The 25,274-nt window shown below is 66.0% G+C and carries 24 protein-coding genes and 2 pseudogenes; 8 read left to right on the top strand and 18 right to left on the bottom strand.

The window, feature by feature from the left end; all coding sequences use genetic code 11:
* Both VFP86_00665 and VFP86_00660 read right to left on the bottom strand, forming a co-directional pair.
* Positions 1-149: DUF1801 domain-containing protein (locus tag VFP86_00665; GenBank protein ID HET8998136.1), on the bottom strand; the 149-nt coding region annotated here is incomplete at its 3' end.
* A gap of 95 nt (positions 150-244) precedes the next feature.
* Positions 245-637 (bottom strand): VOC family protein, encoded by a 393-nt coding sequence (locus VFP86_00660; protein ID HET8998135.1) that lies wholly within the window; start codon positions 635-637, stop codon positions 245-247.
* Between the two features lie 140 nt (positions 638-777).
* On the opposite strand from VFP86_00660, the gene VFP86_00655 reads away from it, so the two are divergent.
* Positions 778-1,647: a sigma-70 family RNA polymerase sigma factor gene (locus tag VFP86_00655; GenBank protein ID HET8998134.1), complete on the top strand. Its 870-nt coding sequence runs from the start codon at positions 778-780 to the stop codon at positions 1,645-1,647.
* 143 nt (positions 1,648-1,790) lie between these two features.
* Here the strand turns inward: VFP86_00655 and VFP86_00650 are convergent, their stop codons facing one another.
* Together VFP86_00650 and VFP86_00645 are read right to left on the bottom strand one after the other, a co-directional pair.
* Positions 1,791-2,309 carry a DinB family protein gene (locus tag VFP86_00650; protein HET8998133.1) on the bottom strand — a complete coding sequence of 173 codons (519 nt, stop codon included), beginning with the start codon at positions 2,307-2,309 and terminating at the stop codon, positions 1,791-1,793.
* 138 nt (positions 2,310-2,447) lie between these two features.
* Positions 2,448-3,086 carry a LysE family translocator gene (locus VFP86_00645; GenBank protein ID HET8998132.1) on the bottom strand — a complete coding sequence of 213 codons (639 nt, stop codon included), beginning with the start codon at positions 3,084-3,086 and terminating at the stop codon, positions 2,448-2,450.
* Positions 3,087-3,322: 236 nt separating this feature from the next.
* Here VFP86_00645 and VFP86_00640 point away from each other — a divergent pair, with 236 nt between their 5' ends.
* Positions 3,323-4,204, top strand: a complete 882-nt coding sequence (locus VFP86_00640; GenBank protein HET8998131.1) for a helix-turn-helix transcriptional regulator — start codon at positions 3,323-3,325, stop codon at positions 4,202-4,204.
* A 111-nt stretch (positions 4,205-4,315) separates the two neighbouring features.
* On the opposite strand, the gene VFP86_00635 is transcribed toward VFP86_00640, so the two are convergent.
* Positions 4,316-4,687 (bottom strand): nuclear transport factor 2 family protein, encoded by a 372-nt coding sequence (locus tag VFP86_00635; protein HET8998130.1) that lies wholly within the window; start codon positions 4,685-4,687, stop codon positions 4,316-4,318.
* A 72-nt stretch (positions 4,688-4,759) separates the two neighbouring features.
* Entirely contained in the window at positions 4,760-5,446 is a 687-nt protein-coding gene (nth, locus tag VFP86_00630) for an endonuclease III (protein HET8998129.1), read from the bottom strand.
* Between the two features lie 75 nt (positions 5,447-5,521).
* Here nth and VFP86_00625 point away from each other — a divergent pair, with 75 nt between their 5' ends.
* The 3 genes from VFP86_00625 to VFP86_00615 are packed head-to-tail and all read left to right on the top strand — an operon-like array spanning position 5,522 to position 8,497.
* On the top strand, positions 5,522-7,222 hold the full coding sequence (locus tag VFP86_00625; GenBank protein HET8998128.1) for an MFS transporter: 1,701 nt from the start codon (positions 5,522-5,524) through the stop codon (positions 7,220-7,222).
* A complete protein-coding gene (locus VFP86_00620; GenBank protein HET8998127.1) occupies positions 7,206-7,856 on the top strand; it encodes a class I SAM-dependent methyltransferase in 651 nt (216 codons plus the stop codon). Before VFP86_00625 ends, VFP86_00620 begins: the two co-directional genes overlap by 17 nt.
* A 23-nt stretch (positions 7,857-7,879) precedes the next feature.
* Positions 7,880-8,497 carry a lysophospholipid acyltransferase family protein gene (locus VFP86_00615; GenBank protein HET8998126.1) on the top strand — a complete coding sequence of 206 codons (618 nt, stop codon included), beginning with the start codon at positions 7,880-7,882 and terminating at the stop codon, positions 8,495-8,497.
* On the opposite strand, the pseudogene VFP86_00610 reads toward VFP86_00615, so the two are convergent.
* Positions 8,498-9,672: pseudogene (locus tag VFP86_00610) on the bottom strand (aminotransferase class V-fold PLP-dependent enzyme).
* Between the two features lie 41 nt (positions 9,673-9,713).
* The gene (locus VFP86_00605) at positions 9,714-10,958 is read right to left on the bottom strand and encodes an ABC transporter substrate-binding protein (protein HET8998125.1); all 1,245 of its coding nucleotides are present in this window, start codon (positions 10,956-10,958) and stop codon (positions 9,714-9,716) included.
* A 71-nt stretch (positions 10,959-11,029) separates the two neighbouring features.
* Here VFP86_00605 and VFP86_00600 point away from each other — a divergent pair, with 71 nt between their 5' ends.
* Together VFP86_00600 and VFP86_00595 are read left to right on the top strand one after the other, a co-directional pair.
* On the top strand, positions 11,030-11,938 hold the full coding sequence (locus VFP86_00600) for an undecaprenyl-diphosphate phosphatase (GenBank protein ID HET8998124.1): 909 nt from the start codon (positions 11,030-11,032) through the stop codon (positions 11,936-11,938).
* Positions 11,939-12,259: 321 nt separating this feature from the next.
* Positions 12,260-13,669 (top strand): GGDEF domain-containing protein, encoded by a 1,410-nt coding sequence (locus tag VFP86_00595; GenBank protein ID HET8998123.1) that lies wholly within the window; start codon positions 12,260-12,262, stop codon positions 13,667-13,669.
* A 30-nt stretch (positions 13,670-13,699) separates the two neighbouring features.
* Here VFP86_00595 and VFP86_00590 read toward each other — a convergent pair whose 3' ends face one another.
* From VFP86_00590 to VFP86_00555, 8 genes are all read right to left on the bottom strand, one after another.
* Positions 13,700-14,995 (bottom strand): CapA family protein, encoded by a 1,296-nt coding sequence (locus tag VFP86_00590; protein ID HET8998122.1) that lies wholly within the window; start codon positions 14,993-14,995, stop codon positions 13,700-13,702.
* 11 nt (positions 14,996-15,006) lie between these two features.
* A complete protein-coding gene (locus tag VFP86_00585; protein HET8998121.1) occupies positions 15,007-15,852 on the bottom strand; it encodes an ABC transporter permease in 846 nt (281 codons plus the stop codon).
* 4 nt (positions 15,853-15,856) lie between these two features.
* Positions 15,857-16,798, bottom strand: a complete 942-nt coding sequence (locus tag VFP86_00580; protein HET8998120.1) for an ABC transporter permease — start codon at positions 16,796-16,798, stop codon at positions 15,857-15,859.
* Positions 16,799-16,835: 37 nt separating this feature from the next.
* Positions 16,836-18,404 carry an ABC transporter substrate-binding protein gene (locus VFP86_00575; GenBank protein HET8998119.1) on the bottom strand — a complete coding sequence of 523 codons (1,569 nt, stop codon included), beginning with the start codon at positions 18,402-18,404 and terminating at the stop codon, positions 16,836-16,838.
* Positions 18,405-18,488: 84 nt separating this feature from the next.
* The gene (locus tag VFP86_00570) at positions 18,489-19,598 is read right to left on the bottom strand and encodes an SIS domain-containing protein (GenBank protein HET8998118.1); all 1,110 of its coding nucleotides are present in this window, start codon (positions 19,596-19,598) and stop codon (positions 18,489-18,491) included.
* Positions 19,595-20,170 carry a pyridoxal 5'-phosphate synthase glutaminase subunit PdxT gene (gene pdxT / locus VFP86_00565; GenBank protein ID HET8998117.1) on the bottom strand — a complete coding sequence of 192 codons (576 nt, stop codon included), beginning with the start codon at positions 20,168-20,170 and terminating at the stop codon, positions 19,595-19,597. The genes VFP86_00570 and pdxT overlap by 4 nt, the downstream gene beginning before the upstream one ends.
* Positions 20,171-20,189: 19 nt before the next feature.
* The gene (gene pdxS, locus VFP86_00560) at positions 20,190-21,074 is read right to left on the bottom strand and encodes a pyridoxal 5'-phosphate synthase lyase subunit PdxS (GenBank protein ID HET8998116.1); all 885 of its coding nucleotides are present in this window, start codon (positions 21,072-21,074) and stop codon (positions 20,190-20,192) included.
* Between the two features lie 64 nt (positions 21,075-21,138).
* The gene (locus VFP86_00555) at positions 21,139-21,714 is read right to left on the bottom strand and encodes an HD domain-containing protein (GenBank protein HET8998115.1); all 576 of its coding nucleotides are present in this window, start codon (positions 21,712-21,714) and stop codon (positions 21,139-21,141) included.
* A gap of 217 nt (positions 21,715-21,931) precedes the next feature.
* On the opposite strand from VFP86_00555, the gene VFP86_00550 reads away from it, so the two are divergent.
* The gene (locus tag VFP86_00550) at positions 21,932-23,458 is read left to right on the top strand and encodes a PLP-dependent aminotransferase family protein (protein ID HET8998114.1); all 1,527 of its coding nucleotides are present in this window, start codon (positions 21,932-21,934) and stop codon (positions 23,456-23,458) included.
* On the opposite strand, the gene VFP86_00545 is transcribed toward VFP86_00550, so the two are convergent.
* Together VFP86_00545 and VFP86_00540 are read right to left on the bottom strand one after the other, a co-directional pair.
* Positions 23,459-24,310, bottom strand: a complete 852-nt coding sequence (locus VFP86_00545) for a ParB/RepB/Spo0J family partition protein (GenBank protein HET8998113.1) — start codon at positions 24,308-24,310, stop codon at positions 23,459-23,461.
* Between the two features lie 103 nt (positions 24,311-24,413).
* A pseudogene (locus VFP86_00540) lies at positions 24,414-25,178 on the bottom strand (ParA family protein).
* Positions 25,179-25,274 lie beyond the last annotated feature (96 nt).

Here is a 25,274-nt window from a genome sequence, read left to right as displayed (position 1 = left end):
TTCACTTCTTCGACCACAGCGGGGTCGGCTTGCTTAATTAAAGCGCGCAGCCGTGATAATGTCCTGCCCCGCCAGTCATCCAGCTCCTTGATTCTGGCGTCTATCAGCTGAGAAGGAGACTTGCTTTTCTGCGACCCGCTCTTCTTCATGCCCGTTTCTCCTCCTTAGAGTCCCGAGGCCTTGATAGTCGTGCAATCTGTCCAGCTGGGCGCCCATCGGGCGGCGATCCTGCTGAACCTCCTCGCTACCAGCGCATCAGCTGCGCGACCTGAATGAGATTGCCGCAGGTGTCGTTCAGCATGGCGATCTTGGAACCGGTCACGTCCGTTGGTGGCATGGTGAACTCGGCGCCGCGCGCCTTCACACGCTCGTAATCGGCCTGCACGTCGTCGGTGTAGAACATGGCCGCGGGCTGGCCTTGCTGGAACATCGCCTGCTGGTAGGCTTTGGCCGTCGGGTTGTTGTTGAGCGCCAGCTGCAGCTCCGTGCCGTCCGGGTCCTCTGGTGAGGCCACCGTGAGCCAGCGAAACGACGCCCGGCTGAAGTCGGCCTTCTTCACGAAGCCCAGCACTTCGGTATAGAAGCGCAGGGCCTTCTCCTGGTCGTTAACGTACACGCTGGTCAGTTTGATCTTCATCGGCTCCTCCTGTTGCCATATTCGCGGGCGCTCGTCACTATTATGACGAGACGCAACGGGACAGTGGCCTCCTTTCCCTGTCACATCGGACCGGGTGCTTTCGTCACTAAGATGACGAATCACAAGCGAGGAATGTGACAATGGACACCGAGTGGCTGGCTGCACGATTCGAAGCGAACCGGACGCGTCTGCGGTCGGTCGCCTACCGGATGCTCGGCTCGCTGAGCGAGGCGGATGACGCGGTGCAGGAGACGTGGCTGCGGCTCAACCGGTCCGATAGCGGCGAGATCAAGGATCTGGGCCGCTGGCTGACGACGGTCACGGCCCGCGTGTGCCTGGACATGCTGCGTGCGCGCCGGTCGCGCCGCGAGGAACCGCTCGAAGCCCATCTCCCCGATCCGATCGTGGCACGGGAGGACGACGCGGATCCGGAGCAGGCGGCCCTCCTAGCCGACTCGGTCGGTCTCGCGCTGCTTGTGGTGCTCGAGACACTTCCGCCTCCGGAGCGGCTCGCGTTCGTGCTGCACGACGTGTTTGACGTCCCCTTCGAGGAGATCGCGCCGATCGTGGGACGCTCGCCGGCCGCGACACGGCAGCTCGCGAGCCGTGCGCGCCGGCGCGTCAAGACGGTCACGGTGCCCGACGCCGGCATTGCCAACCAGCGAAAGGTGGTCGATGCCTTCCTCGCCGCTGCGCGGACCGGAGATTTCGATGGGCTTGTCGCCGTTCTCGATCCGGACGTCGTCCTCCGGGCGGATCGCGGTGGGGCGCCGAGCCTACTGCGCGGGGCCCACACGGTCGCGCGGGCGGCGGTTGCCGTCTCCGCGCGCGGCCTCGTGGTCCGGCCCGCCGTCGTCAACGGCGTTGCGGGCGTGGTATCGTGGCTGCGCGACGGCCGGCCGTTCTCGGTGATGGCGTTTACGGTGGTCCACGGAAAGATCGTGGAGATCAACGTGCTCACGGATCCGGAGCGTCTTGCGCGGCTCGACCTAACGGCCGTTCGGCCTTAAACTGCCTCTTGTAGCCAACTATCTCGATCAACCTGGCGGTCGCGGGGCCCGAAATGGCCAAATATCCCCGGCAAAATGGCAAACTACGAACGAATCCTACAATGGTAACTAATACGTAACTTGATGTCCTCGGCGATCAGCGTTCAGAACGCCCGAAGTTCTTTCGACGGAACGAAGATGGGCTGTTGTCCTGACGCGCGTCGCGCCGCTGCGGCTTCGCCGTTATGAAAGATCTGATGCATCGCGATGGACATTACGGCCTTGCCTACGGTGGCAAACGCTGCTTCCAAGCCCGGGGGCGCCACCTTAGTCGGCTGATCCAGACCCTCGTCGCCGATCTCGTCGAGAAACGCTAGAGTCTTGCTCCGAAGTCTGCGATACGTCTGCAGGACCTCATCGAATGGAGGGTAAGCCGACGAGTCGGTCGTTGGTTCGGACCCCCAATCGAATAGGGGTTTCCAGTGCTCAACCGGGTTGGGAGAACCAAACAGAATCTTATGAAGTCGGCCCTCCGCAATAGTCACATGCCCCAGAATCCACATCGCGTGATTGCCGCCAAAGGGGCCGGGTTGAACAAGTGGGGCGTCCTTCATCGATTCCAAGACGCGAACGCCTTGGTCGGCAAAGCCGAGTGCCGTGCGAACAGTCTCCGTCGTTTTCATTGTGCTATCTCCTTTCTCGGACATCCGTGGGGCTGCGTGAGATAACCAGCCAGCTTGTTCAAGGCGCTGTTCCGGCCTTCGCATGGGCATCGCGATTTTCAACAGTCAAGTCCGGCCTCCGACGGTTTCATCGCGATTTTATTTGTGCCCCGCTCCCGCAAGCGCCGTGGACATTCCGAGCCCAATGTACACGCTTCCCGTAACGTACCGCCGCGCCCATCCCACGCCCGCGTGGCGCTGGAACCAGCGGCCCATCGTCCCGGCGAGGATCCCGTAGGCGCTGTCGGTGCACAACGCCACCAGCGCAGTCAACGTGCCGAGCACCGCAATCTGTTCGGACGCGCTGCCCTTCGCCGGATCCACGAACTGCGGAAGGAAGGCATAAAAGAACAGCGCGGTCTTGGGGTTCAGCAATTGGACGACGAACCCTTGCGCAAACACTTGGGTGGTCCTGCGGGGCATCGTGGCGATTGCCGGCTGATCGTCGCCCCGCGCCAGCAGGGTCCGGATCCCGAGAAAGAACAGGTAGGCCGCGCCCAGGTACTTCACGACGGTGAACGCGAACGCCGAGGTCGCAAGCAACACCGACAGCCCAAGCGCCGCCGCCGCTAGGTGGGTAAGGGTTCCCGCTCCGATGCCGAGCGCAGACGCGAGCCCCGCCCGTCTGCCCTGGGCGACCCCGCGTGTCACGATGTACAGGACGGCGGGGCCGGGAATGACTGCGAACACGAAGGTCACCAAGAGAAAGAGCGCGATGGTCGACAGGCTGGGCATCATCCCCTCCTTGTTGACTCGGTGCGGCGGATGTACTCAGGAGACTATTCTTCGCGCACGGGTCACCGGACCTCCGGGAACCATCGCCAGCAGCGACTTCCAGAAGGCGCGCCAGCGCTCCGGCCGTTTTTGCTAAGATACGATCAAAACCTACACGGGGCAACGCCCGGCTCAATTACCCGAGAGGTAATGGCGCGCGTTTGTGTCCCGCGTTACACTCCCTCGTGGAGGTGTGCGGGATGGCTGAAAAGGGCATGGCCGAACGACCGATGGTGGAGACGAGCACCGAGACGGGCGTGCCGCCGTTCCGGGAGGTCCTGCGGCGCTGGCGGCTCGCCCGGCGGATGAGTCAGCTCACCCTCGCCACCGAGGCCGAGATCTCCGCGCGCCACCTAAGCTTCCTCGAGACCGGGCGGACCCAGCCCAGCCGGGAGATGGTGCTGCGCCTCGCCGGCGTCCTCGACGTACCGCTGCGTGAGCAAAACGTCCTGCTGACCGCAGCCGGGTACGCGCCAATCTACCGGGAGACCGCGCTGGGCGCGCCCGAGATGGAACAGGTGCGTCGGGCGCTCGGCTTCATGCTTGCCAAGCAGGAGCCGTATCCGGCCTTGGTCGTGGACCGCCACTGGAACGTGCTCATGCAGAACGCGGCGGCCGGCGGGGTACTTGGCCTCTTCCTAGATCCAGAAGCAGCTGCCGAGGTACCGGGGCCGCCCAACGCGGTGCGAATGACGTTCCACCCACGTGGGCTGCGCCGGTACATCGAGAACTGGGAGGCCCTGGCGGGCCCGCTTATCCAGCAGATCCACCGGGAGGCCGTGGGGGGCGTCCCCGACGAGGGGACCCGGCGCTTACTCGATGAGCTGCTGGCGTACCCCGGCGTCCCCAGGCGCTGGCGCACTCCGGATGCGAAGGCGCAGTCCGCGCCGTTTCTGTCCCTGGCGCTGCGCAAGGGCGACCTCGCCCTGCGCTTCTTCACTACCATCGCCACCCTGGGCACTCCCCAGGACATCACCCTGCAGGAACTTCGGGTGGAGTGCTTCTTCCCCGCCGACGAGCCCACCGAGGACTTCGCCCACCGGCTCGCACGCAACGCGGCGGCGGGCACGAGTCCTCGATGATCTGATCCGCGCACCGATCCCGCTGGTCCCGCCCGTCACGATAGCCACTTTCCCGTCAAGCACTCCCATCGCACTCCTCCCGCTACGGTCAGACGATCGTCGGATACCCGGTCAGGCGGCGCGCCCCGGAAGCTCGCCGAAGAAGCCGGTGATGCGCGCTAGCCGGCCGTCGGGCGCGAGGCCGCCGACGTCGATGCCGGCCACCACGATGGCGCCGTCAGGAGCCGCAAGCTCCCAGGCGAAGCGAAGCTGGTTGTGGTGGGTGTCGATGCCGCTGACCCTGCGGAAGCGGTGGCCGGGGAACCGGGCCTGCACCGCGGCCACCATGTCGGTGAGGGCGGCATGACCTTCGGCCTCCAGTTGCGGGTCCACGTAGTGGCCGTCGCCCGTCCAGACTCGCTCGATCTGCTCCGCCCGACGCTTCGGGTCGGTCTCGTTCCACATAGCCAGGTACATGTCGACCGTCGCGGTAACGCTGCTCATGTCGCGCCTCCTGAAATTCGGTCTGCCGGTGCAGACGTATTCTCACACTGAGGCGCGACGGAAACAATTACGTCAGAGGTAATGAGTCGTGAAGAAGTCGCATATTCTGCGCGCCGGACAAATCTCGCAGCGTGGACGCCCGGCCTTGCAGATCTCGCGGCCGTGGCGGACCAGCAGAAGGTGGAACGGCCCGTACCGCTCGGGCCGGACCAGCGCCTCCATCCACTCGTGCGCGTCCTCCACGGACATCCCCTCCGGAATGAGGCCGATCCGCCGCCCGACGCGATCCACGTGGGTATCCACCGCGAAGGCAGGCTTCCCCAACCCGAAGACCAGGACGATCGCGGCAGTCTTGGGACCGACGCCGTCGAGACTGCGCAGCCACGTCTTGGCCCGTCCGACGGGCCACCGTCGGAGGAAGTCCAGGGAGAGCGCGCCGCGCTCCGCAGTGATGCGCCGCAGCACGGCCTGGATGCGCGGCGCCTTGAGGGCGCTCAGGCCCGCGGGGCGTATCGCCTCGATCACCGCTTCGAGAGGGGCGTCGCGCAGGGCCGCCCAGGACCGAAACCGCGCGCGCACGCGATCGAAAGCCCGACCGCTGTTCGTGTCGCTCGTGTTCTGGGAGAGAATGGTGTGGACGAGCGTGGCGACCGCGTCCCGCCGCGAGCGGCGCCGCGGCGGGCCATATGCGTCCTCGAGGATCCGATCGATCCGGGCCGCCTTTCGCCGCAGGGCAGCGGGAGGACGGAGCCTCTTCACATCTTCACCCGCGGACAAGGAAATACGGCGTGCGGGTGCAAGAATGCTGCAAGCCGGCGCTCTGTGGGAGGTCCAGTGACGCTGCACAAGGCCATTCAGGGATTGGCCCAGGTGGGGGCACGCCTGGAGTCCAGGTTCGCACACCCGCCGCGCGGCACAGTTTCCCAGGCTTCCGCGAAAACGTGGACCCTGGTGGCCGCGATCCTAGGCTCCGGCATCGTCTATCTAGACTCCACCATCGTTGTCGTGGCGCTGCCGCGGATCGGCCGCGAGCTGCCCACCCATCTCTTCGGCGTCCTCGAGGGGCAGTCATACATTTATACCGGGTACCTCCTGGCCCAGAGCGCCCTCCTGATCCTGGCGGGGGCCCTCAATGACTTCTATGGGCGGCGGCGGATGTTCACGATCGGCGTCGCCGGCTTCGGCGTGATGTCGGCGCTCTGTGGATTGGCGCCGACGATGGAACTGTTGGTCCTCTTCCGCGTCCTGCAGGGAGCCGCCGGGGCGCTGCTCGTACCCGGCGCGCTGTCGCTCATCAGCGCCGCCTTCACCGGAGAGGAGGAGGGCCGGGCCATCGGCACGTGGTCCGGGGCCGCCGCCGGAACCACCATGCTTGGTCCATTCGTCGGCGGGCTCTTGGTGGACACCCTCTCGTGGCGGGCGGCATTTTTCATTAACATCCCTGTTGTCGTCGCGGCCCTCTGGGTCATCAGACGTCATGTGGCGGAGAGCCGCGATGCCGAAGCGTCCGGACAATTCGATGTCGCCGGCACCGCGTTGACCGCCCTCGCGGTGGGCGGTTTGGTCTTCGGCACGATCTCCGGCCAGCAGCACGAATGGCGCGAACCGCTGGCGTTCTTCAGCCTGGCGATCGGCGCGGCCGCCACCGTCATCCTGCCATTCCAGATGACCCGCGCCGCGCATCCACTCGTACCGCCCGAGCTGTTCAAATCACGAAACTTCACGGTGACGAACCTGTCGACGTTTATCATCTACGGCGCGATGGCCATCATCTTCTACTACCTGCCGCTGCTCATGCAAGGGACGCTCGGCTATACCGCCGCCGCCGTGGGGCTGGCCAGCTTTCCCCCGAGCGTGTTGCTCGCGCTCTTCTCCACCCGGTTCGGGGGACTGGCCGCCCGGTACGGACCCCGATGGTTCATGGCCGCCGGGCCGGCCATCATGATGATCGGCGTGCTCTGGCTCGCCCGCGTCCCCGCGGATAGCCAGGCGTGGACGCTTCGGCCCGGTGATCCCCGGTCGTTTCTTCCCCCGGGAAGCTACCTGGCGGACTTCCTCCCCGGTTTGCTCATCATGGGGATCGGCATCATGGTCATGGTGGCGCCGCTGACGACCGCCTTGATGACCTCCATTCCGGTGAACCGGGCGGGGGTTGGGTCCGCCATCAACAACGCGATTGCGGACGTGGGCCCGCAGCTCATCAACGCGGTCGTCTTCGTGGCGATCACCGCCAGCTTCTACGCCAGCTTGGGGGCACAGATCCCGCGGCTCGACACCTCGTCCCCGGCGATCCGTCAGCAGATCAGCCCGCTGAATAGACCGCCGCAGGGGACGCCCGCGGACGAGGCGGCGGCGGCGCGGCAGGCGTCGGCGGGCGCCTTTCACGCGGCGATGCTCATCGGGGCGGCCCTCCTCCTAGGTGGGGCCGTGGTGAACGCGGCGGGCATTATCAACCCCGCGACCTCCACGCCCTCGAGCGGGGCCCCACCCGAGTCTACGGCGACGCCGGGCGAATCCCATGCGCGACCTCATTGAGGAACAGATCGCCTACTACCGGGCGCGGGCCGCAGAGTACGACGTCTCGCTCGGGCACGCCTCCGGCTACGACTGGGGTGATTTCACACCCGTCCTCGATCACCTTGGCGGGCTGGGGCCGCAGGACGCGGTGCTGGAGTTTGCCTGCGGGACCGGCATCTGGACCGGGGAACTCGCGCGGATCGGGGCGAGCATCACCGCGGTCGACGCGGCGCCCGAGATGCTGGAGATCAACCGGCGCAAACTCGCGGATGCGAAGGTCGTCTACCAATCCGCCGACCTGTTCCGCTGGACTCCCGACCGCACTTACGACCTCGTCTTTGCGGGATTTTGGCTTTCCCACGTTCCCCCCGACCTCCTAGACGCATTCCTCACGAACGTCCGGCGGGCGACACGCCCCGGGGGCAGGTTCGTCACGGTCGATCAGTGCGCCGGCCTACGTGAGTATCCGCCGTTTCACCGGCACGGAATCCGCGAGACGCGTACGATCGCCGACGGGCGCACCTTCACGATCGTCAAAGTCTACCATGACCCGGCCGCGCTGGCGGAGAAGCTCGACGGTCTCGGATTTGAGGCACGGACTCACACCATCGGGGAGTCGTTCTTTTGGCTCTCGGCGCTCAGACGAACGTGAACCCGAGGGGATCTCCGGGAACGGTGGACGGCCCCTTCTATCGCAGCCTCCGCGCCGTCGTTCGGGCCGTGGCTTGGATCCTGTTTCGTTTCACGGTCATCGGCGTCGAGCAACTGCCTCCTACCGGGGGCGCAGTGGTCGTGGCCAACCACCAAAGCTGGCTCGACCCGATCATCCTGCCGCTGGCGCTGCCCCGGAAACCGGCATTCCTCGCCATGGAGGAGCTGTGGCGGATGCCGGTGATCGGCACGGTCATGCGGGTCTACGGGCCGCTCGCGATCCCCCTCAACCGGGGCGCGGTCGATGCCACGGCCCTCAAACGCTCGTTGCGAGCGCTCCAGGGAGGCGCGCTGCTGATCATCTTCCCCGAGGGCGGCATCAGCCCGGATGGCCGGCTGCGCCCCTTCCACGACGGCGCGGCGATGCTCGCCGCCCGCGCGAAGGTGCCGATGATTCCGGTCGCGATCCGGGGCACGGCGGACGCGCTCCCCCTCGGACGGATGCTGCCGCGGCGACGGCCGATCATCGTGCGCATCGGCCCGCCCATCGCGCCGCCCGGTCTGGACCGAGACGCGCTGACGCGGGCCAGCGAGACCGCCGCCGCCCAAATCGATGAGCTCCGGGGCGGGGCGGCCCCGTAGTCAGCGCATCGCCGCCACAGCCCGGACGAATCGCTCGATCTCCTCCTCGGTGTTGTAGTAGTGAACGGACGCCCGCACCAGCATCGCGAGCCCTCTGGTGTCCATGTCGAGCAGGGTGGAGCTGCGTGATGATGTGGTGACGTTGATCCGCTGCCGGGCGAGGCATTCCTGCGCTGCCGCGGCGTCGATCCCGGCGAGGGTGAAGGTGACGATGCCGCACTGCTCTTGCCCGAGATCGTGGATCGACACCCCCGGCGTCGCGCGCAGCCGTTCCCGCAGGGACTCCGCCAGCGCGACCACGCGGTCTCGGATCGGCCCCAGGCCGAGGGCGAGCGCGTAATCGACGGCGACCCCCAGGGCCAGCTTGCCCGCAAAATTGGTCTCCCAGTTCTCGAACCGCCGTGCGTCGCCGCGGACCTCATACCGGTCGGGCGCGACCCACGTCGCCGCGTGCAGGTCGAGGAACGGCGGCTCCAGCCGGTCGAGCAGCGCCCCGCTCACGTACAGGAACCCTGTGGCGCGCGGCCCTCGGAGGAACTTCCGGCCGGTCGCCGACAGGATGTCGCATCCGATGGCCTCGACGTCGATCGGCATCTGTCCGACCGACTGGCAGGCATCGAGGAGATACGGGATATTGGCCCGGCGCGCCACCCGTCCCACGGCTGCGGCCGGGTTGATCAGCCCCCCGTTCGTGGGGATATGGGTGAGGGCGATCAGCCTCACACGCCCGTCGATCGCCCGGCGGAGGGCGTCGACGGAGATCTGTCCGTGTTCGTCGTTCGGGATGGCCTCCACGACGGCGCCCGTCCGCCCGGCGACCTGCAGGAACGCGATGTAATTGCTGGCGTATTCCGCCATCCCCGTGAGGATGCGGTCGCCTCGGCGGAAGCGGAAGCGTAGAACGCCATGTCCCAAGCCCGGGTGGCGTTCTCGATGAAGGCCACCTCGTCCCGCCGGCAGTTGAGGAGCCGGGCCAGCGCATCGTAGACATGGTCGATCGCCGGCGCGGCGCGGGCCTCCGCTTCGTACCCGCCGATCTGCGCCTCGAGCAGCAGGTGCCCGACCAGCGCGTCCAGCACGGGCCGGGGCATGAGGGACGCTCCCGCGTTGTTGAAATGGAGTACGTGCGCACAGCCTGGCGTATCGCGCCGGACTCGATTGAGGTCAATGCTCATCGGAAGCGGCGCGGGCGATCGGGCCGGCCGGAGCGCGCGCCCTACACGCCGGGATCCTTGAAGACGCCGAGGGTGCCGAAGACGACGTTGTGGATCGACTTGCCGACCTCCCGGACCTGGCGCACGTACACGGTCTGGATCACGTTGTGCGTCTCCGGGTCGAAGGAGATCGGCCCCCGGGGGCTCGTGAACCGCACGTTCGCCACCGATTCGACCAACTTCGATTTGTTCGTCGTGTCGCCGCCGGTGGCGTTCAGCGCCTCGACGATCACGCGCGCCGTATCGTAGCCCTGCATCGCGTACACCGTCGCGTCGCGCTGCCACCGCGCCCGGTATGCGCGGGTGAACGCGAGGTTCTCCGGGGACTGCAGGGTGAGCGCCCAGTGAAGGCTGGAGTACGCCCCAAGCGCATTGCGCCCCTGGGCCGGCAAGACGTCCTCCTCGACCAGGAACCCCGGTCCCGTGAGCCGGGCGTCCTTGAACAATCCAAACGCCGCCGCCTGGATCACGAACCGGGCCGCATCGCTCCCGGCGAAGAAGACGAAGATGGCCTCGGGCTTGGCCTTCTGCATCTGCGTGACGTACGGCCCGTAGTCGGTGTTGTTGAGGGGCGGGTACACCTCAGCCACGACCTTGCCGCCCGCCGCGAGGTAGCTCGCTTTGAACGCATCGATGTCCTCGTGGCCTGCCGCGTAGTCGGCGGCGCCCACGAGACAGCTCCGCGCGACATTGTCGAAGAACCACTTCCCCATCGGGTAGGCGGTCTGCCAGTTCGAGAAGGAGACGCGGAAGATGTACGGGCTGCGCCGGGCCCGCGTCATGACGTTGGCCCCGGCGTTCGCGATGAGGAACAGGGTCTTGCTGTTGTGGACCACGTCGCGAAGCGCGACCGCGCTCGGGCTGGCCACCAACCCGGCGATGATGTCCACGTTGTCGTTCTCAATGAGTTTGCGCCCCTTGCGGAGCGCTACCTGGGGGTCGATCTCCTCGTCCTCGCGGATCATAGTGATCGAGCGTCCCCCGGCCATGAACTTGACGCTCTCGAAGTAGAGCACCATCCCGCTCGTGATATCGTCACCGAGCTGCTGGTACACCTTGGAATACGGGAGCAGGACCCCCAGTTTGACCGGCCCGGCCGACGCCGCGAGCACCGCGGGCACGCCGAAGGGCCGTCCCAGACTTCCCGCGAGCGCCGCTGCGCCCCCGCCGAGCGTCGCGGTCAGCAGACCTCGGCGCGTCAGCCGGGCGCCGGCAATCCTCGATTGTGCTCTCCCCCGTGCGTGCATCGGCCCCTCCCCCTTCCCCCGAGAAAACTCTGCAGAGGCTTCGACGGCTTCGAAAGCGAACCTTCCGGCAGATGCAGCTCACGTCCGCACCCGTACCCTGCACGGAGGCCGCCCAGGTCAACATCAGTTTTACCGAGCTGGGAGCCTGGCGGATCATCGTCCTGGGCATCGTCCAGGGGATCACCGAACTACTGCCGATCAGCAGCACCGCGCACCTGCGTATCATTCCGAGCCTGCTCGGTTGGCCGGATCCGGGATCGGCGTTTTCCGCCGCGATGCAGCTGGCCAGCCTGCTCGCTGTTGTAACCTTTCTCGGCGGGGACGCGCTTCGGATCACCAATCGCGCGCTGGCCGCAGCTCAGCGGAGGGATTGGACGGACCATTCGCTGCGGATGACGATCGGCATCGTCATCGGCACCGTGCCGATCGCCGTCGCCGGGCTTGCGCTGCGGAAGACGCTCGAGGGATGCGGATCGCCATTGCGGAGCCTCGCGCTGATTGGGTGGGCCTGCGTCGTCATGGGCGTGCTGCTCGCGCTCGCGGAGCGCTACGGCCAGCGCAACCACAGCCGTGCGAGGCGGCAGTGGGCAGACCTCGGCATCGGGGACTGCATCTCCGTCGGCCTCGCCCAGATGTTCGCGCTGGTGCCCGGCGTGTCCAGATCCGGATCCACCTTGACGGCGGGGTTGGCCCTGGGCATGGAACGGGCGACCGCCGCGTGGTTCTCGTTCTTGCTGGGACTGCCCGCGATCGTGCTCGCCGGTCTCGTTGAGCTCCTGAGCCTCCGCAAGGCGGGGCTCCACGCGGGCGGATGGGGGCTGCTGATCCTCGGACTGGCGGCGGGCAGCGCCTCAGCGTATCTTGCGCTCTGGGGACTGTTGCGCTATCTCAAGGACCATACCAGCTGGATCTTTGTCTGGTACCGCATCGCGCTGGGGATCCTGCTGCTCTGGGGGTCGGCGGCAGGAAAATTCCGCTAAATAAATAAGCTTCCCAGGATCTTCCGCCTAGTCTCCCGCCGCGCAATCCTCAGATCAATACGTCGGACGGTTCAAACGGATAGGGTCGGAGAGACCCAAAAAGGGCATATGAATTAGATTGGGGGGCATCCTCGGGACGGATTGGCGCCGTTTCTTGGGACCGGTCTGTCTCTGCACCTGCCGCTCTATGTCTCCTGGCATGGCCGGTCTCCGCGCCATGCTCATCGTACCGGGCGGCGAACGGAGCGCGTTATTCGGCATGTAGGATACGTCGGGCGGCAGTGGAACGCGACGCGCACAGCTGAAGAATGGATCAGCCTCGTGCGGGTCTTGTTATTGCTGACCCTCATCCCGGCATCCTGGTTTGGCCTCATCGCAATCCCCCGCCCCGCGGCCGACACCGTCATGCTTGTCCTGGGAGGTTACGTCATCTTGCTGGCGGTCGGTGCCCGTAGGCTGCCGATCCTCTCGAGAGTCGACCTGATCATCGTCCTGGATCTCCTCGTCGTCACGCTCGTCGTGCTGATCTCCGGAAGCATCAACAGCCCATTCCTCTATCTCTATTACTTGATCATTCTCGAGGCGGCCGCCCGGTTCAACCTCCGCCAGGCGCTGGCCGCAGCGGTGGCGATGGCAGGCGTGATCGTGATCCTCTGGATCCGCGGAGGACATCCCGAAACGTTTGACACGACTGGGTTCCGCCTCGGCGCGTTCGTGGCCAGCGGATTTTTCCTGGCGCTGCTGCTCGGCGTGCTCGTGCAAGAATACCGCATCTCCCATGACCGCATGGAGGAGCTGCTGTTTGACAACGATCTCGCCGGCCGCCTCTCCGGAGAGCTTCGGGTTCAGGGGGTCGCAGAGCTCCTGCTGCAGGTGTTCCTGGAGATCACGCAACTTTCCAAGGGCGCGGCCTATCTGCCTGCCGAGCGCGGCGAGCTCAATCTCGCCGCGGCCCGAGGGTTCGCGTGGGAGGCGGAGGATCCGAGTCCGGCGTTCCTCAAGATGCCGGGGGTCCCCAGCGGGACCTATGAAGGAGAGGTCGTCATCCTTCCCTCTCCGCCTCACAACGGCCACTCGGACACCGTGATGGTGTGCATGCCCCTGGTTCGCAATCACGAGCTTCAGATGTGGCTGTGCGGTTTGAGCTCAGCGGTCCCCGTGTCCGATACTGTCCAGCGGCGCCTCCGGCGGATGGCGGCACAGGGAGCCTCGGCCCTCGAGGCCGCCCGGCTCCACGAAAAGGTGAAGGAACTGGCGGCCACGGATTCCCTGACCGGAGTCGCGAACCGCCGGTCCTTTTTCGACCGGATCGCAGCTGAACTGGCGCGGTCCCATCGCAGCGGCCGGCCGTTGAGCGTGGCGCTGCTCGACCTCAACGGGTTCAAGAGCATCAACGACAACTACGGGCACAGCGTGGGGGACGACGCGCTGATCCGTGTCGCGCTGACGCTCGCCAGAGGGATGCGCACCTCTGACCTCTTGGCCCGCCTCGGGGGAGACGAATTTGCCGTGTTGTTGCCGGAGAGCAGCGCGACCGAAGCCGACAAGGTTCTCGCCCGACTCTGCGCCTCGGAGATCCTCGTCCCGAACGGCCAGCAGGGAGAGCTGAGTCTTCGTCTCTCCTGGGGGGCTGCGACGTGGCCACAGGATGGCGCGATGCCAGAACAGCTGCTTCAAGTTGCCGACCACCGTCTATATGCCATGAAGAAGCGCGTGCGGGGCGAGACGTAAGCGCCACATCGAGCCGTCGCCGGAACCGCTCTACCAGCGGACCTCCCCAAACCCATCCCGATGCCACTCGATCCGGACCTCCGGGGAAAGACGCTCGACACGCTCGATAATCGGCCGGCCCGCCGCCTCGGAAGCGAGACCGGGAGTCCCCCGCTGCGCTCGCGGCCGCCCATGCCCCAACACGACCGGATAGAGCCGGACCTCTTCCAGCGTGCCGCCGAACCGGCATACCGGCAGCATCGACTCCCAATAGAGCGGATCCGCCGCGAACCCACCCCGCGCGCCGCGCGCGTCGAAGACGTCGGCCGGGGTCGCCGTCATCGGCAGGCCCAACCGCTCGTAGAAGTCGGCGGGCTGTCGCTCGAGCGTCTCGTTTTGAAAGATGAAGTTGCCGAGGCTGTAGAAGATCGGCTTCCCTCGGTACACCTCCAACCCGCGCAGCAGATGGGGTCCGTGCCCCAGCACGATATCGGCCCCGGCCTCCACCGCCTGGCGGCAGAATACCGGGATGAACTCCGCCGGCCGTTCGCGGTCGGCGCCGCGCATCTCGTGCGCGTGCAGGCTGACGACGACCCAGTCCGCCTGCCGGCGCGCGTCCCGGATCCACGCGAGGTTCCCCGCCAGATCCCCGGCATGTGGCTCGGTCCGGATCCCCGGAGGATCGCCCAGGCGGAACTTCCGATCGAGGAGGGTCGTGATCCCGGGAAGATCGGGGCGCTCGAAGCCTAACTTGATCCGCAGCTCGCGGACCGCGCCGAGGCCGAGCCGGCGGTTCAGATCGGTGAGTTGCGCGAGCGTCTCCGGGTCGACATCGACGAACTCCTGGAACCTGAGCGGGTTCACCCCGGGCCGCCCCTGGCAATCGGGCCGCTGCTCGCCGGCGGGCGCGTGTGACGGAAACGTGCTCGTCACGGCGAGCAGCGCGACGCGGCCCGCGGCGGTCTCGAGATACCGAGGCGACCGAGCGTCCTGGAGGTGGCGCCCGATTCCGGCGTAGACCACCCTGGCGCGATCGAGGGTCTCCATCGTCGCGAACAACCCCCCCTCTCCCCAGTCCACCATGTGGTTATTGGCGGCGGAAAAGAGGTTGAACCCCATCACCGTGAGATCGTCGAGGAGGCCGGGGTGGCCGCAGACGTACGTGCCTCCGCTCGCTGCCTGCGGGAACCCCTGAAATTCATGGAGCGTCCCCTCCAGGTTGGCGAACCGGACATCCGCCGGATGGAGGAGATCGATCACGCCCCGAAACCCGCGCTCGTCGGATTGGGCCACGTGCATCGTCATGAGCGAGTCTCCGGTCGCGGCGATCGTGAACGGACGGACCATCCGGCGCCCCCCTATCCGAGTCCCCGCCCCGCCACCGCGTGCGGGTCGACGAGGTCGCGCACAGCATCGCCGAGCAGGTTGAGCGAGAGCACCGTGACCACGATGGCGATGCCGGGAAAGACAATGAACCACGGCGCCAGCGTCACGAAGACGTGGGCCTCATCCAGCATGTTGCCCCACGTCGGCGTGGGCGGTTTCACCCCCAACCCCAAGAACGAGAGCGCCGCGTCGGCGAGGATCGCCTCGGCGAACACAAACGTCGACTGCACGATGAGGGGCGGGAGCGCGTTCCGGAAGATGTGGATGCCGAGGATGCGCGCGTCGCCTTCGCCGAGCGCGACCGCGGCCTCGACGAACGCCCGGGCCTTCAACTGGAGCGTCGAGGCGCGGACGATCCGGGCGGTGCGCGGAAAGTAGACGAGGGCGATGGCGATCACCTCGTTGCGGACCCCCAACCCGAGGGCGGCGACAAGCGCGATCGCGAGGAGGATCGCCGGGAACGCCATCAGCCCTTCGAGAATCCGCGTGAGGACGTTGTCCACCGTCCGGTAGTATCCCGTCAGCAGGCCCACCACCGCCCCCAGCGCCGTGCTGAGCGCCATCACGGCCACCCCGATCGGCAGCGAAACTCGCCCGCTGTAGATAACCCGCGTGAACACGTCGCGGCCGAAGTTGTCGGTGCCGAACGGATGCGGCGCCGACGGCGCGAGCAGGCGGTGGGCCACATCGATCCGGTCGGGAGGGAGCAGGCCCAGCCACGGGGCCGCGGCGGCCGTCCCCGACAGGAGGACCAGCGCCCCGAGCGCGATCGCCGCGATCGGCCGGCGGCGGAGCAGCAACCTGGCGAAATGCGGCATGGGCCTAGTACCGGATCCGCGGGTCGATGACGCCGTAGAGCAGGTCCACCAACAGGTTGACCAGCACGTAGACGACCGCGACGAACAATACCACGCCCTCGATCACGGGATAGTCGCGGCGGCTGATCGACTGGACTACGAGGTTGCCGAGGCCCGGCATGACGAACACCGACTCGACCACGACCGCTCCCGAGAGCAGGCTGGCCAGGCTCGTGCCGATGACCGTCACCGTCGGGATGAGCGAATTGCGGAGCGCGTGCCTGACGAGCACGCCGGCTTCGGCCACGCCCTTGCTCCGTGCCGTCCGGATGAAGTCCTCATCCAGCACCTCGATCGTGGCGTCCCGGGCCATGCGGGCGATCAGCCCGGCCTGCGTGAACGCGAGCGCCACGGCCGGGAGCGCCAGGTGGGCGAGCCACGGACCAATCCCATGAAGGGGGGACTCGTACCCGGCCACGGGAAACCATCGCGCGGCGACCGCGAAGACCAGGATCAGGTTAAGCCCCAACCAGAACGACGGAACAGACACGCCGAGCAGCACCGCGGCCATGAAGACTTGGTCGAACCGGCTGTTCCGCTTCCACGCCGCGAGCACGCCCGACGGGATTGCCACGCCGATCGCAAGGATCTCGGCCAGCGTGGTGAGCCCCACCGTCGGCCCGAGGTGCTGCCAGATCGCCTGCGATACGGTCTGGCGGAGAAAGATCGAATCTCCCAGGTCGCCGCGCACCAGACGGCCGAACCACACGCTGAGCTGAACGAACAGCGGGCGGTCCAGGCCGAGGTTGTGACGCAGCCGGTCGACCTGTGCTGCGGGAGCGTCCGGCCCCAGGATCACCGATGCCGGATCGCCCGGGATCAGGTGGAGGAGCAGAAACGCCGTGATGCCGACAACGAGGAGCACGGGCAGGAGCGCGGCGACGCGCCCGGCTACGTACCTCGGCACGTCCCCGCCCCCGGGAAGGTCGGCGGGATCCTCCTCGCTACCGTGTCACCCACGTGTTCCAGAAGCGGACGTCGAAGAAGCCGGTATAGCCGTGGAGGTGATCATTGTACACCTCCAGCCCATACTCGTTGGCGAACTTGGCCACCGGGATTTCCTTGTAGAACGTCGTCTGGATCTGGTTCATCAACGCCTTCCGGCCGGCAGTGTCGGCCACGGACGTCTGGCCCCACTTGCTCAGGAGGGCGTCCATCGCCTTGCTTTCGTAGAATCCCGGCCAGTTGCCGGCAAAGAAGATCACCGCGGTGGGATCGAACGACGGCGAGAACCCGGTGAGGAAGATATCCCACCCATCCTTCCTGGCGCGCCGGCTGAGCAGGGTCGGCCAGTCGTAGATCTGCTCGTCGACGGCGAAGCCCGCCGCCTGGAGTTGCGGCGCGAGCACCTGGCTCAAGTTGTAGGCCCACGTGTAGTCCTTCGTCGTCATGAGCGTGATCTTCTGGCCGCTGTAGCCGGCCTCTTTCATCAAGGCCTTGGCTTTCTGGAGGTCTTGATGATTGTACACGTCGCTCCCCGCGGTCGAGTACAAGATGGTCTGCTCGGGGAAGAACAGCCCCGGATCGAGGTGCCAGAACTCTTTCGGCCCGAGCGCCGCCATTAACTCCGCCGGCTTGATCGCGTACTGCACCGCCAGGCGCATCCGCGTGTCGTTGAACGGTGGCTTGGCTTTGTTGAACACGGCGGCGCGCCAGCTGAACACCTTGACCACATCGGCGGTCAGCCGGGGATTCGCCTTGACCTGCGCATAGAGGTCGGACTGCAGCTCGAGGGCCAGATCGTACTGCCCCGTGGACACGCCGGCGAACCGGACCTGGTCGTCGCGGACGGGCAAGAAGTCAATCTCGTCCGCGTACGCGACCTTCTTGCCCGTGAGGCCGCCCCAGTCCTCGGTGCGCGATGCGTAATGCGGATTGCGCACCAGGACGATCTCGTGACCCTGGTCCCACCTCTGAAACATGTACGGCCCGGTACCGATGTAGTCCCTGGCCGGCTTCTCCGCGGCGGCCTCGGCGACGCTCTTCGGCATGATGATCGCGGCCTGCTTGGGATCCCCGATGTTGGCGATCAATGGGGTGAAGATCCCGTTCAGATCGATCAGGATGGTCGACGGATCCACCTTCGTGACGTGCTTGACGAACTTGAACGTCTCTCGTCCGCCGCCGCTCACCTGAGCCCAGCGATTGAGCGACGCGACGACGTCGTCCGCGGTCAGCGGCTGGCCGTTGTGGAAGGTGATGCCCTTGCGGAGGCGGATCGTGTAGTGCAGGCCGTCGGCGCTGACGGAGTATCCCTCCGCCAGCAGGGGCTTGACGTCGTAGTTGCGATCGAGGGCGAACAGGGTCTCATAGATATGCCAGGCGACCAGACGCGTCGCCGTCGCCGTCGAGGCCGTCCAATCGAGCGTGCCCGGCTCCGCATTGGTGGCGACGTGGATCACCCCGCCGGTCACCGGCACGGCGCTGCCGGCGGTCCCCCCCGGCACGATGAGCACGAGGGCGGTCACGAGCGTCAGGGAAAGGACTCGAATCCCCAGGGTTGCACCGCGCACGGATTCCACGCTCCTCTCTGGCTCTTGCCTGCTGCGGGAACTTCGGGGAGGCGAGGCTAGGCCCCTCGCGAGCGCGGCCGCGGTCTACAGCGTGACCCGGGCACGGGCCCGGGCGAACCGGGGATCATCCAACCGGAAGACGTCGGGGTTCGTACCGCGCGCGAGGGCGAGATGGTAGCTGAACAACTGCAGCGGGACGAGACAACTCAGCGTCGTGAACGGCTCCGGGACCGCCGGCACGGCGCACCACCCCGCAGCGCCGCCTGGGATCTGCGCCGGCGCGGCGGCGCCCGCCGCATCGGTCACAACGAGGGAGGCCGCGCCGATCTCGGGGATCATCCCCGCGAGCTCCAGAACGCGCGCCTGCGCCGCGCCCGCCGGGGCGATAAGCACGAACACATCCTCCGGCTCGGCACACTGGAACGGCCCGTGCAAGAACGTCTCGATCGGCAGCCCCTCGGCCTGGAGGTATGCGGCTTCCTTGATCTTGAGCGCCACCTCGTGGGCGGTGACGGCACTCGGCCCGCCTCCCGTCAGCCAGATCCGCCGGCGGCCGAGGTGGGCGCGGGCCCACGAGGCCATCTCGGCCTCCAACTTGAGGGCCTCGCGCAGCGCGGCCGGGATCTCCTCCAACAACACGCGCTGCGGTAGGAGCCTGGCCCCGGTCCGGCGATGGCCCAAGTGGCCGGCCAAGACCGACACCGCGGCGAGCGCGCTAACGTAACTGATCGTGTGCGTCGACGAGCGCTCCTGGGGCACCGTCTCGAACACGGCGTCGGCCTCGGGCCGCTCCGCCGCGGGCCCACCCTCGCCCGTGATGAGCGCCGTCTGGCATCCCGCCTCTCGGGCGCGCGCCAGCGCGTGGACGGTATAGGTCTTGTTGCCCCGATGGCTGATCCCGATCACGCAGTCCGTCGATGTAAGGCGCGGTCCATAGAGCGCGAAGTCGAATGCCGGAAACGCGGTGACACGCACATTCCCCGCGTACGCGCGCAGGATATGCTCGCCGGCCTGCGCGGCGTGATACGAGGTCCCGATCCCGACGAGAAAGAGGCGGTCGCACGAGGCGATGCGCGCGGCGAGCGCGTCCAACGCGGCATCGTGCCGGCCGGCGACGCGCGCGAACGCCTCGGGCTGGCCATGGATGGCCTCGTACATGTAGAACGGGTGGCGCGTCCTCGTATCGTTGGTCATTGCGCCACGCGGATCACGTCGAGCAAGTATCGATGCACGCGGTCGTCCGAGGCCAGCTCGGGGTGGAACGAGGAGACGAGCAGCCGGCCCTGCTTCGCCAGCACCGGGCGGCCGTCCAAAGACGCGAGCACCTCGACGTTCCGGCCGACCTCATCGATCACCGGCGCGCGGATGAAGACGGCCCGCAGGGCCGGCGGCCCGAGCACGGGGACCTCCAGGTCCGTCTCGAACGAATCGACCTGCCGCCCGTAGGCGTTCCGGGTCACCGCGATGTCCATCAGACGCAGGAGCGGCGGTTCCCCGCCTGATGCGCGGCGAGCCATCAGGATCATGCCGGCGCACGTCCCGTAGACAGCCATCCCCCTCCCCACGTGTTCGGGAACCGCGCGGTCGAGACCGTACCGAACCATGAGCTTCCCGATCGTCGTCGACTCTCCGCCGGGGATGATGAGCCCATCCACGCCCTCGAGATCCCGCGGGACGCGGACCTCCACTTCGTCCACGCCGAGGCCGCGGAGAATGGCGAGATGCTCGATCACATCCCCCTGCACCGCCAGGACGCCGATCTTCATCACGCCGGCTCTCCCGTCGCTACCATCCGCGTGTCTGCAGCAGCTCGCCCTCGGGAAGCTTGCGGACGTCCAGGCCGCGCATCGCTTCCCCGATGCCTTCGGAGACGCGCGCGACCACGTCCGGATCATTGTAGTGCGTGGTCGCCTCGACGATCGCCTTGGCCCGCTTGGCCGGATCATTGGACTTGAAGATCCCGGAGCCCACGAAGTTCCCGTCACATCCGAGCTGCATCATCAATGCGGCGTCGGCCGGTGTGGCGAGGCCGCCCGCGGAAAAATTCACGACGGGCAACCGCCCGAGCGACCGCGTCTCCACGACAAGCTCGTACGGCGCGCCCAATTCCTTGGCCACCGTCATCAGCTCTTCTTCAGGCGTCGTCTGGAGGTGTCGAATCCCGTCCATCACGGCGCGCATGTGGCGGACCGCCTCCACCACGTTTCCGGTGCCTGCCTCGCCCTTGGTCCGGATCATCGCCGCCCCTTCCCCGATTCGGCGGAGCGCCTCGCCGAGATCACGGCAGCCGCAGACAAACGGCACCTTGAACACGTGCTTGTTGATATGGTACCGCTCGTCCGCGGGGGTGAGCACCTCGCTCTCGTCGATGAAGTCCACCCCAAGCGACTCGAGCACCTGCGCCTCCACGAAGTGGCCGATCCGCACTTTGGCCATCACCGGGATCGTGACGGCCTCCATGATCTCCTTGATCTTGAGGGGGTCGGCCATCCGCGCGACCCCGCCCTCTGCCCGAATATCGGCGGGGACCCGCTCCAGCGCCATCACGGCGCACGCCCCGGCCTCCTCCGCGATCTTCGCCTGCTGGGCGGTCGTCACGTCCATGATGACGCCGCCTTTGAGCATCTGTGCCAGGCCTCGCTTCAGCTTCACCGTTCCGACATCCGCCATCCACACGCCTCCCGTTCCTTCGTTTGTCGTTGACCAGCCCGCGGTGATGCCGTCGCTCCCGTACTTATGCGTGGTTCCGTGTTCCGTCCAGCCCCAATTGAGGCGCAACCGGCTGGAGGGCCGCGATCACGGTGGCGAGGTGATCGTCCAGCGTCACCCCAAGTCCGGCCGCGCCCTCGACGATGTCCTCGCGGCGAACCCCCTTCGCGAACGCCTTGTCTTTCATCTTCCTTTTGACGGATCCCACGTCAACGTCCGCCAACGCGCGGCTGGGCTTGACCAGCGCCACGGCAATGACAAACCCGCTCACCTCGTCGGCGGCGAAGAGCGCTTTCTCCATCACCGTCTCCCGAGGAACCCCGCTGTAATCCGCGTGCGAGAGAATCGCCCGGCAGAGCCCCTCGTCGAGGCCGCGCCCGCGAAGCACCTCGACGCCCTTGAAGGGATGGCCGGCCTCCCTCGACGGGTGCTTTTCATAGTCCATATCGTGGAGCAGACCCACAAGCCCCCAGGTCTCCTCGTCCTCACCGAACCGCCGTGCATACGCCCGCATCACCGCCTCCACCGCGAGCATATGCTTGAGGAGGCTAGGATTGCTGGTATGCTCCGTCAGCACCGCCCAGGCTTCATCCCGCGTCATGCCAGAGGATGCTCTCCTCTCAGGATACCTATTGGTACGGCTTGGTTCGACCGCCATTCAGTTATCCGTGCTACGTTCTTCACAGTATCTATATACACCGCTTGACTGTGCCGCGCTCAATAAGTACTATGATTATATTTCCGGCGCCACAGTTGTCAATATACACCGGCATATATTAGATACGAATAGATACAGTTGCCTTATGGAGATTCGACACATGGATCATCTGTATCTCGATCGGGACTCAGAAACACCCCTGTACAGGCAGCTCCATCAGGCAATAGCCAGGCAGATCAGGGGAGGAGAGATTGACGCTGGGACCAGGCTCCCTTCTGTCAGGGGCCTCGCCAAGACCCTCTCAGTCAGCCCCATCACGGTCGTACTGGCCTACAACGCCCTCACCGCAGACGGGCTTATTCACGCCACAGTGGGTCGTGGGACCTTCGCGGGAGGACATGCGCCTGAGGTCACCACGGCCCGGGATATCGTCCAGGCAGTCCCAGATGAGAGGGAGGATTTCCACCCGGCAACCCCCGTACACCTGCGAGCCCCACGGATCACCGCCATGCAGGCGCTGTTGAGGCCCGGCCGGAGACCTGGGGTCATCTCGCTTGCCGGAGGCACGCCGGACCCGGACCTATTCCCACTCAGATCGCTGGGACGTCTCTGGAGCCGGGTGATGGCCGTTGAAGACCCACGATTTCTCCAGTACGGCATCCCGCAGGGTGACTATCATCTGCGGACGTGGGTCGCCGACCACTGTCAATCCATCGGTATCAAGGCTGGGCCTGAGGACATCCTGGTCACCTCAGGGTCCCAACAGGCGCTTGACTTGGTCGCCCGGACGTTCATCGGGCCAGGCGATTTCGTCCTCGTCGAGAGTCCGACGTTCATTACGGCCCTCGATATCCTCGAGGGGAGGGGCGCGAAGCTCGCCGGGATCCCTGTGGACAAGGATGGGGCACGGGTGGACGTGACCACGTCCCTGGTCGAGCGTTACCGGCCGCGCCTCCTGTATACCATCCCCACCGCCCATAATCCGACCGGGACTACCATGAGCGAAGACCGGCGTAGGGAGCTGGCTGCGCTGGGGCGCCGGCACAACATGCTCATCTTTGAGGACGACATCTGCAGCGAGTTCGCCTATGACGGTGAGGCTCCTCAGGCGATCAAGGCCCACGACACATCAGGCCACGTCATCTTCGTGCTGTCGTTTTCAAAGACGGTGATCCCGGGGCTGCGCGTCGGATGCGTCGTGGCCCACGGCCCCATCCTGGCAAGGCTCATCGAGGCGAAATTGCTGGCAGATCGGTTCACTTCTCCGCTCATCCAGCGGACACTGTGGAGGTACCTCTCGTCTCGTCAGTATGTCCGCGATCTCAGGACTGCCAGGGAGACTTACAGGCGCCGGAGAGACGCCATGCTGCGTGTCCTGAAGGAAACCATGCCGCGAGAGATCGGGTGGACTCATCCAACGGCAGGCTTCAATATGTGGATCCAGCTGCCTGATGGCTTGTCCGCCCAAGATGTGTTCGAGGAGGGCCTCAAGGAGGGGGTGGCCTGCGCAATGGGCGATCTCTGCCTGCCACACGTGCCTCCGCCCTCAGGGCTCCGAATCTCGTTTGCCGACAACCCTGAAGAGATTGCCGCGGAGGGTATCAAGAGGCTCGCCAAAGCGATCGCAAGGCTCCTCTCTACGGTTAAGGGAGAAGAGCGGGACGCGGAGTTCGTGACAACGGTTTGATTATCTGAGCAGCAGGTCGATCAGCCTCTCGAGGTCTTCGGCCGAATAGTAGTTGATCTGAATGGTCCCTTTCTTGCCTTTCGTCAGAATGCTTACATTGGTCCTATAGCGGTCTTGGAGCCGAACCGCGAGGTCGGCCAGGACTGGATCCTTTGCGGCAGGCCTGCGGACCATTGTTTCACGTGAAACATTCCGGGCGGCAGCCTTGACCATGACCTCGGTCTCACGGACCGAGAGCCCATGCCTCTCGACGTGTGCCCAGAGCTCGAGCAGGCGCTTCCGGTCGGTAACCGCGAGCAGGGCGCGACCGTGCCCCTCTGTGAGCCTCCCAAGATCGATAGCCTGCTGTACCTCATCGGGCAGGTCGAGGAGCCTCACCGTGTTGGCGATCGACGACCGGCTCCCCCCGATGGCATCGGCGATCTCCTCCTGGGTGAGCCCAAACTCCTCGCTCATCCTAACGTAGGCCCGCGCCCGCTCCATCGGGTTCAGGTCTTCCCGCCTCAGGTTTTCGATCAGGGCAACCTCAAGCGCCTCTCGATCGGAGATCTCGCGGACCACAGCCGGAATCGTTGCCAACCCCGCAGCCTGAGCCGCCTTGAACCTCCGCTCGCCGGCGACGATCTGGTATCCGCTCTCGGTCGGCCGTGCAACCACCGGCTGAAGCACTCCGTGCCGACGAATCGAGGCGACGAGCTCGTCGAACTCCGGGCCTGTGACGTCATGCCTCGGCTGATACGGATTGGGCGCAATCAATGACACATCGAGGTCTTGGACCATCCCAGACAGCCGCTCAACGTCCGCACCGGGGATCAACGCGCCGAGCCCACGGCCCAGTCCTCGTTTAATCATGACGTTCGTCTCCTCCCGATTCAGAAGATGATGCGGCCGCCATCCCCACCGGCACCTCGACGAGACCGGTCGCCGGACGCTTTGGCCCAAGCCCAATCCGCCCAGCCACTTCTCGTGCCAGGCTGAGATATCCCTCAGCGCCCTTTGAGTCCGGCGCGTAGCACGTAATCGGCTGCCCATAGCTGGGCGCCTCGGCGAGCCGAACGCTCCTCGGGATCACGGATTCATAGACCTGTGACCCGAAGTGGCGCCTCACCTCACCGGCGACCTGATCTGAGAGTTTCGTCCTGCTGTCGACCATCGTCAGCAGAACCCCCGCGATCGTGAGGTCAGGATTGAGGTGCCGCCGGATGAGCTCAACCGTGGTCAGCAGCGACGAGAGGCCCTCGAGCGCGTAGTACTCGCACTGCATGGGAATCAGGCAGCCGTCTGCCGCGGTGAGGCCATTTATGGTCAAAAGACCCAATGATGGGGGACAATCGATCATGAGCACGTCGTACATCTCACGCACGGCTCGTAGCGCGTTTCTGAGCTTTGTTTCGCGCGCAATCGCGGGGACCAGCTCGATCTCAGCGCCGGCGAGCCGGGCGTCGGACGGGGCAATGTCAAGGTGGTCGTGGGCGGTGGGCTGGATCACGTGGAACATCGGATCCCCGCCGACCAGAACATCATAAATCGACATTCGCAGGCCGGCTCTTTCGATACCGACTCCGCTCGTCGCGTTGCCTTGGGGGTCGAGATCAACGAGAAGAATACGGTGTCCGAGAAACGCCAGCGCGGCGCTCAGATTGACGGCGGTCGTAGTCTTCCCGACACCGCCCTTTTGGTTGACGATCGCGAACGTGTTCCCCGTGGGGTGCGACTCCATTCTTCGTCGTGCGTTCGCCGGTCACTAGGGTGGAAGACTGGGGCCAGTCGCAATCGATCACCTGTTCATCGTTCCCCGGAGAAATCCTCCATGAAG

It is taken from the genome of bacterium (assembly GCA_035703895.1).
Classification (GTDB): domain Bacteria; phylum Sysuimicrobiota; class Sysuimicrobiia; order Sysuimicrobiales; family Segetimicrobiaceae; genus Segetimicrobium.
This window is presented reverse-complemented; position numbering and strand designations above follow the sequence as displayed.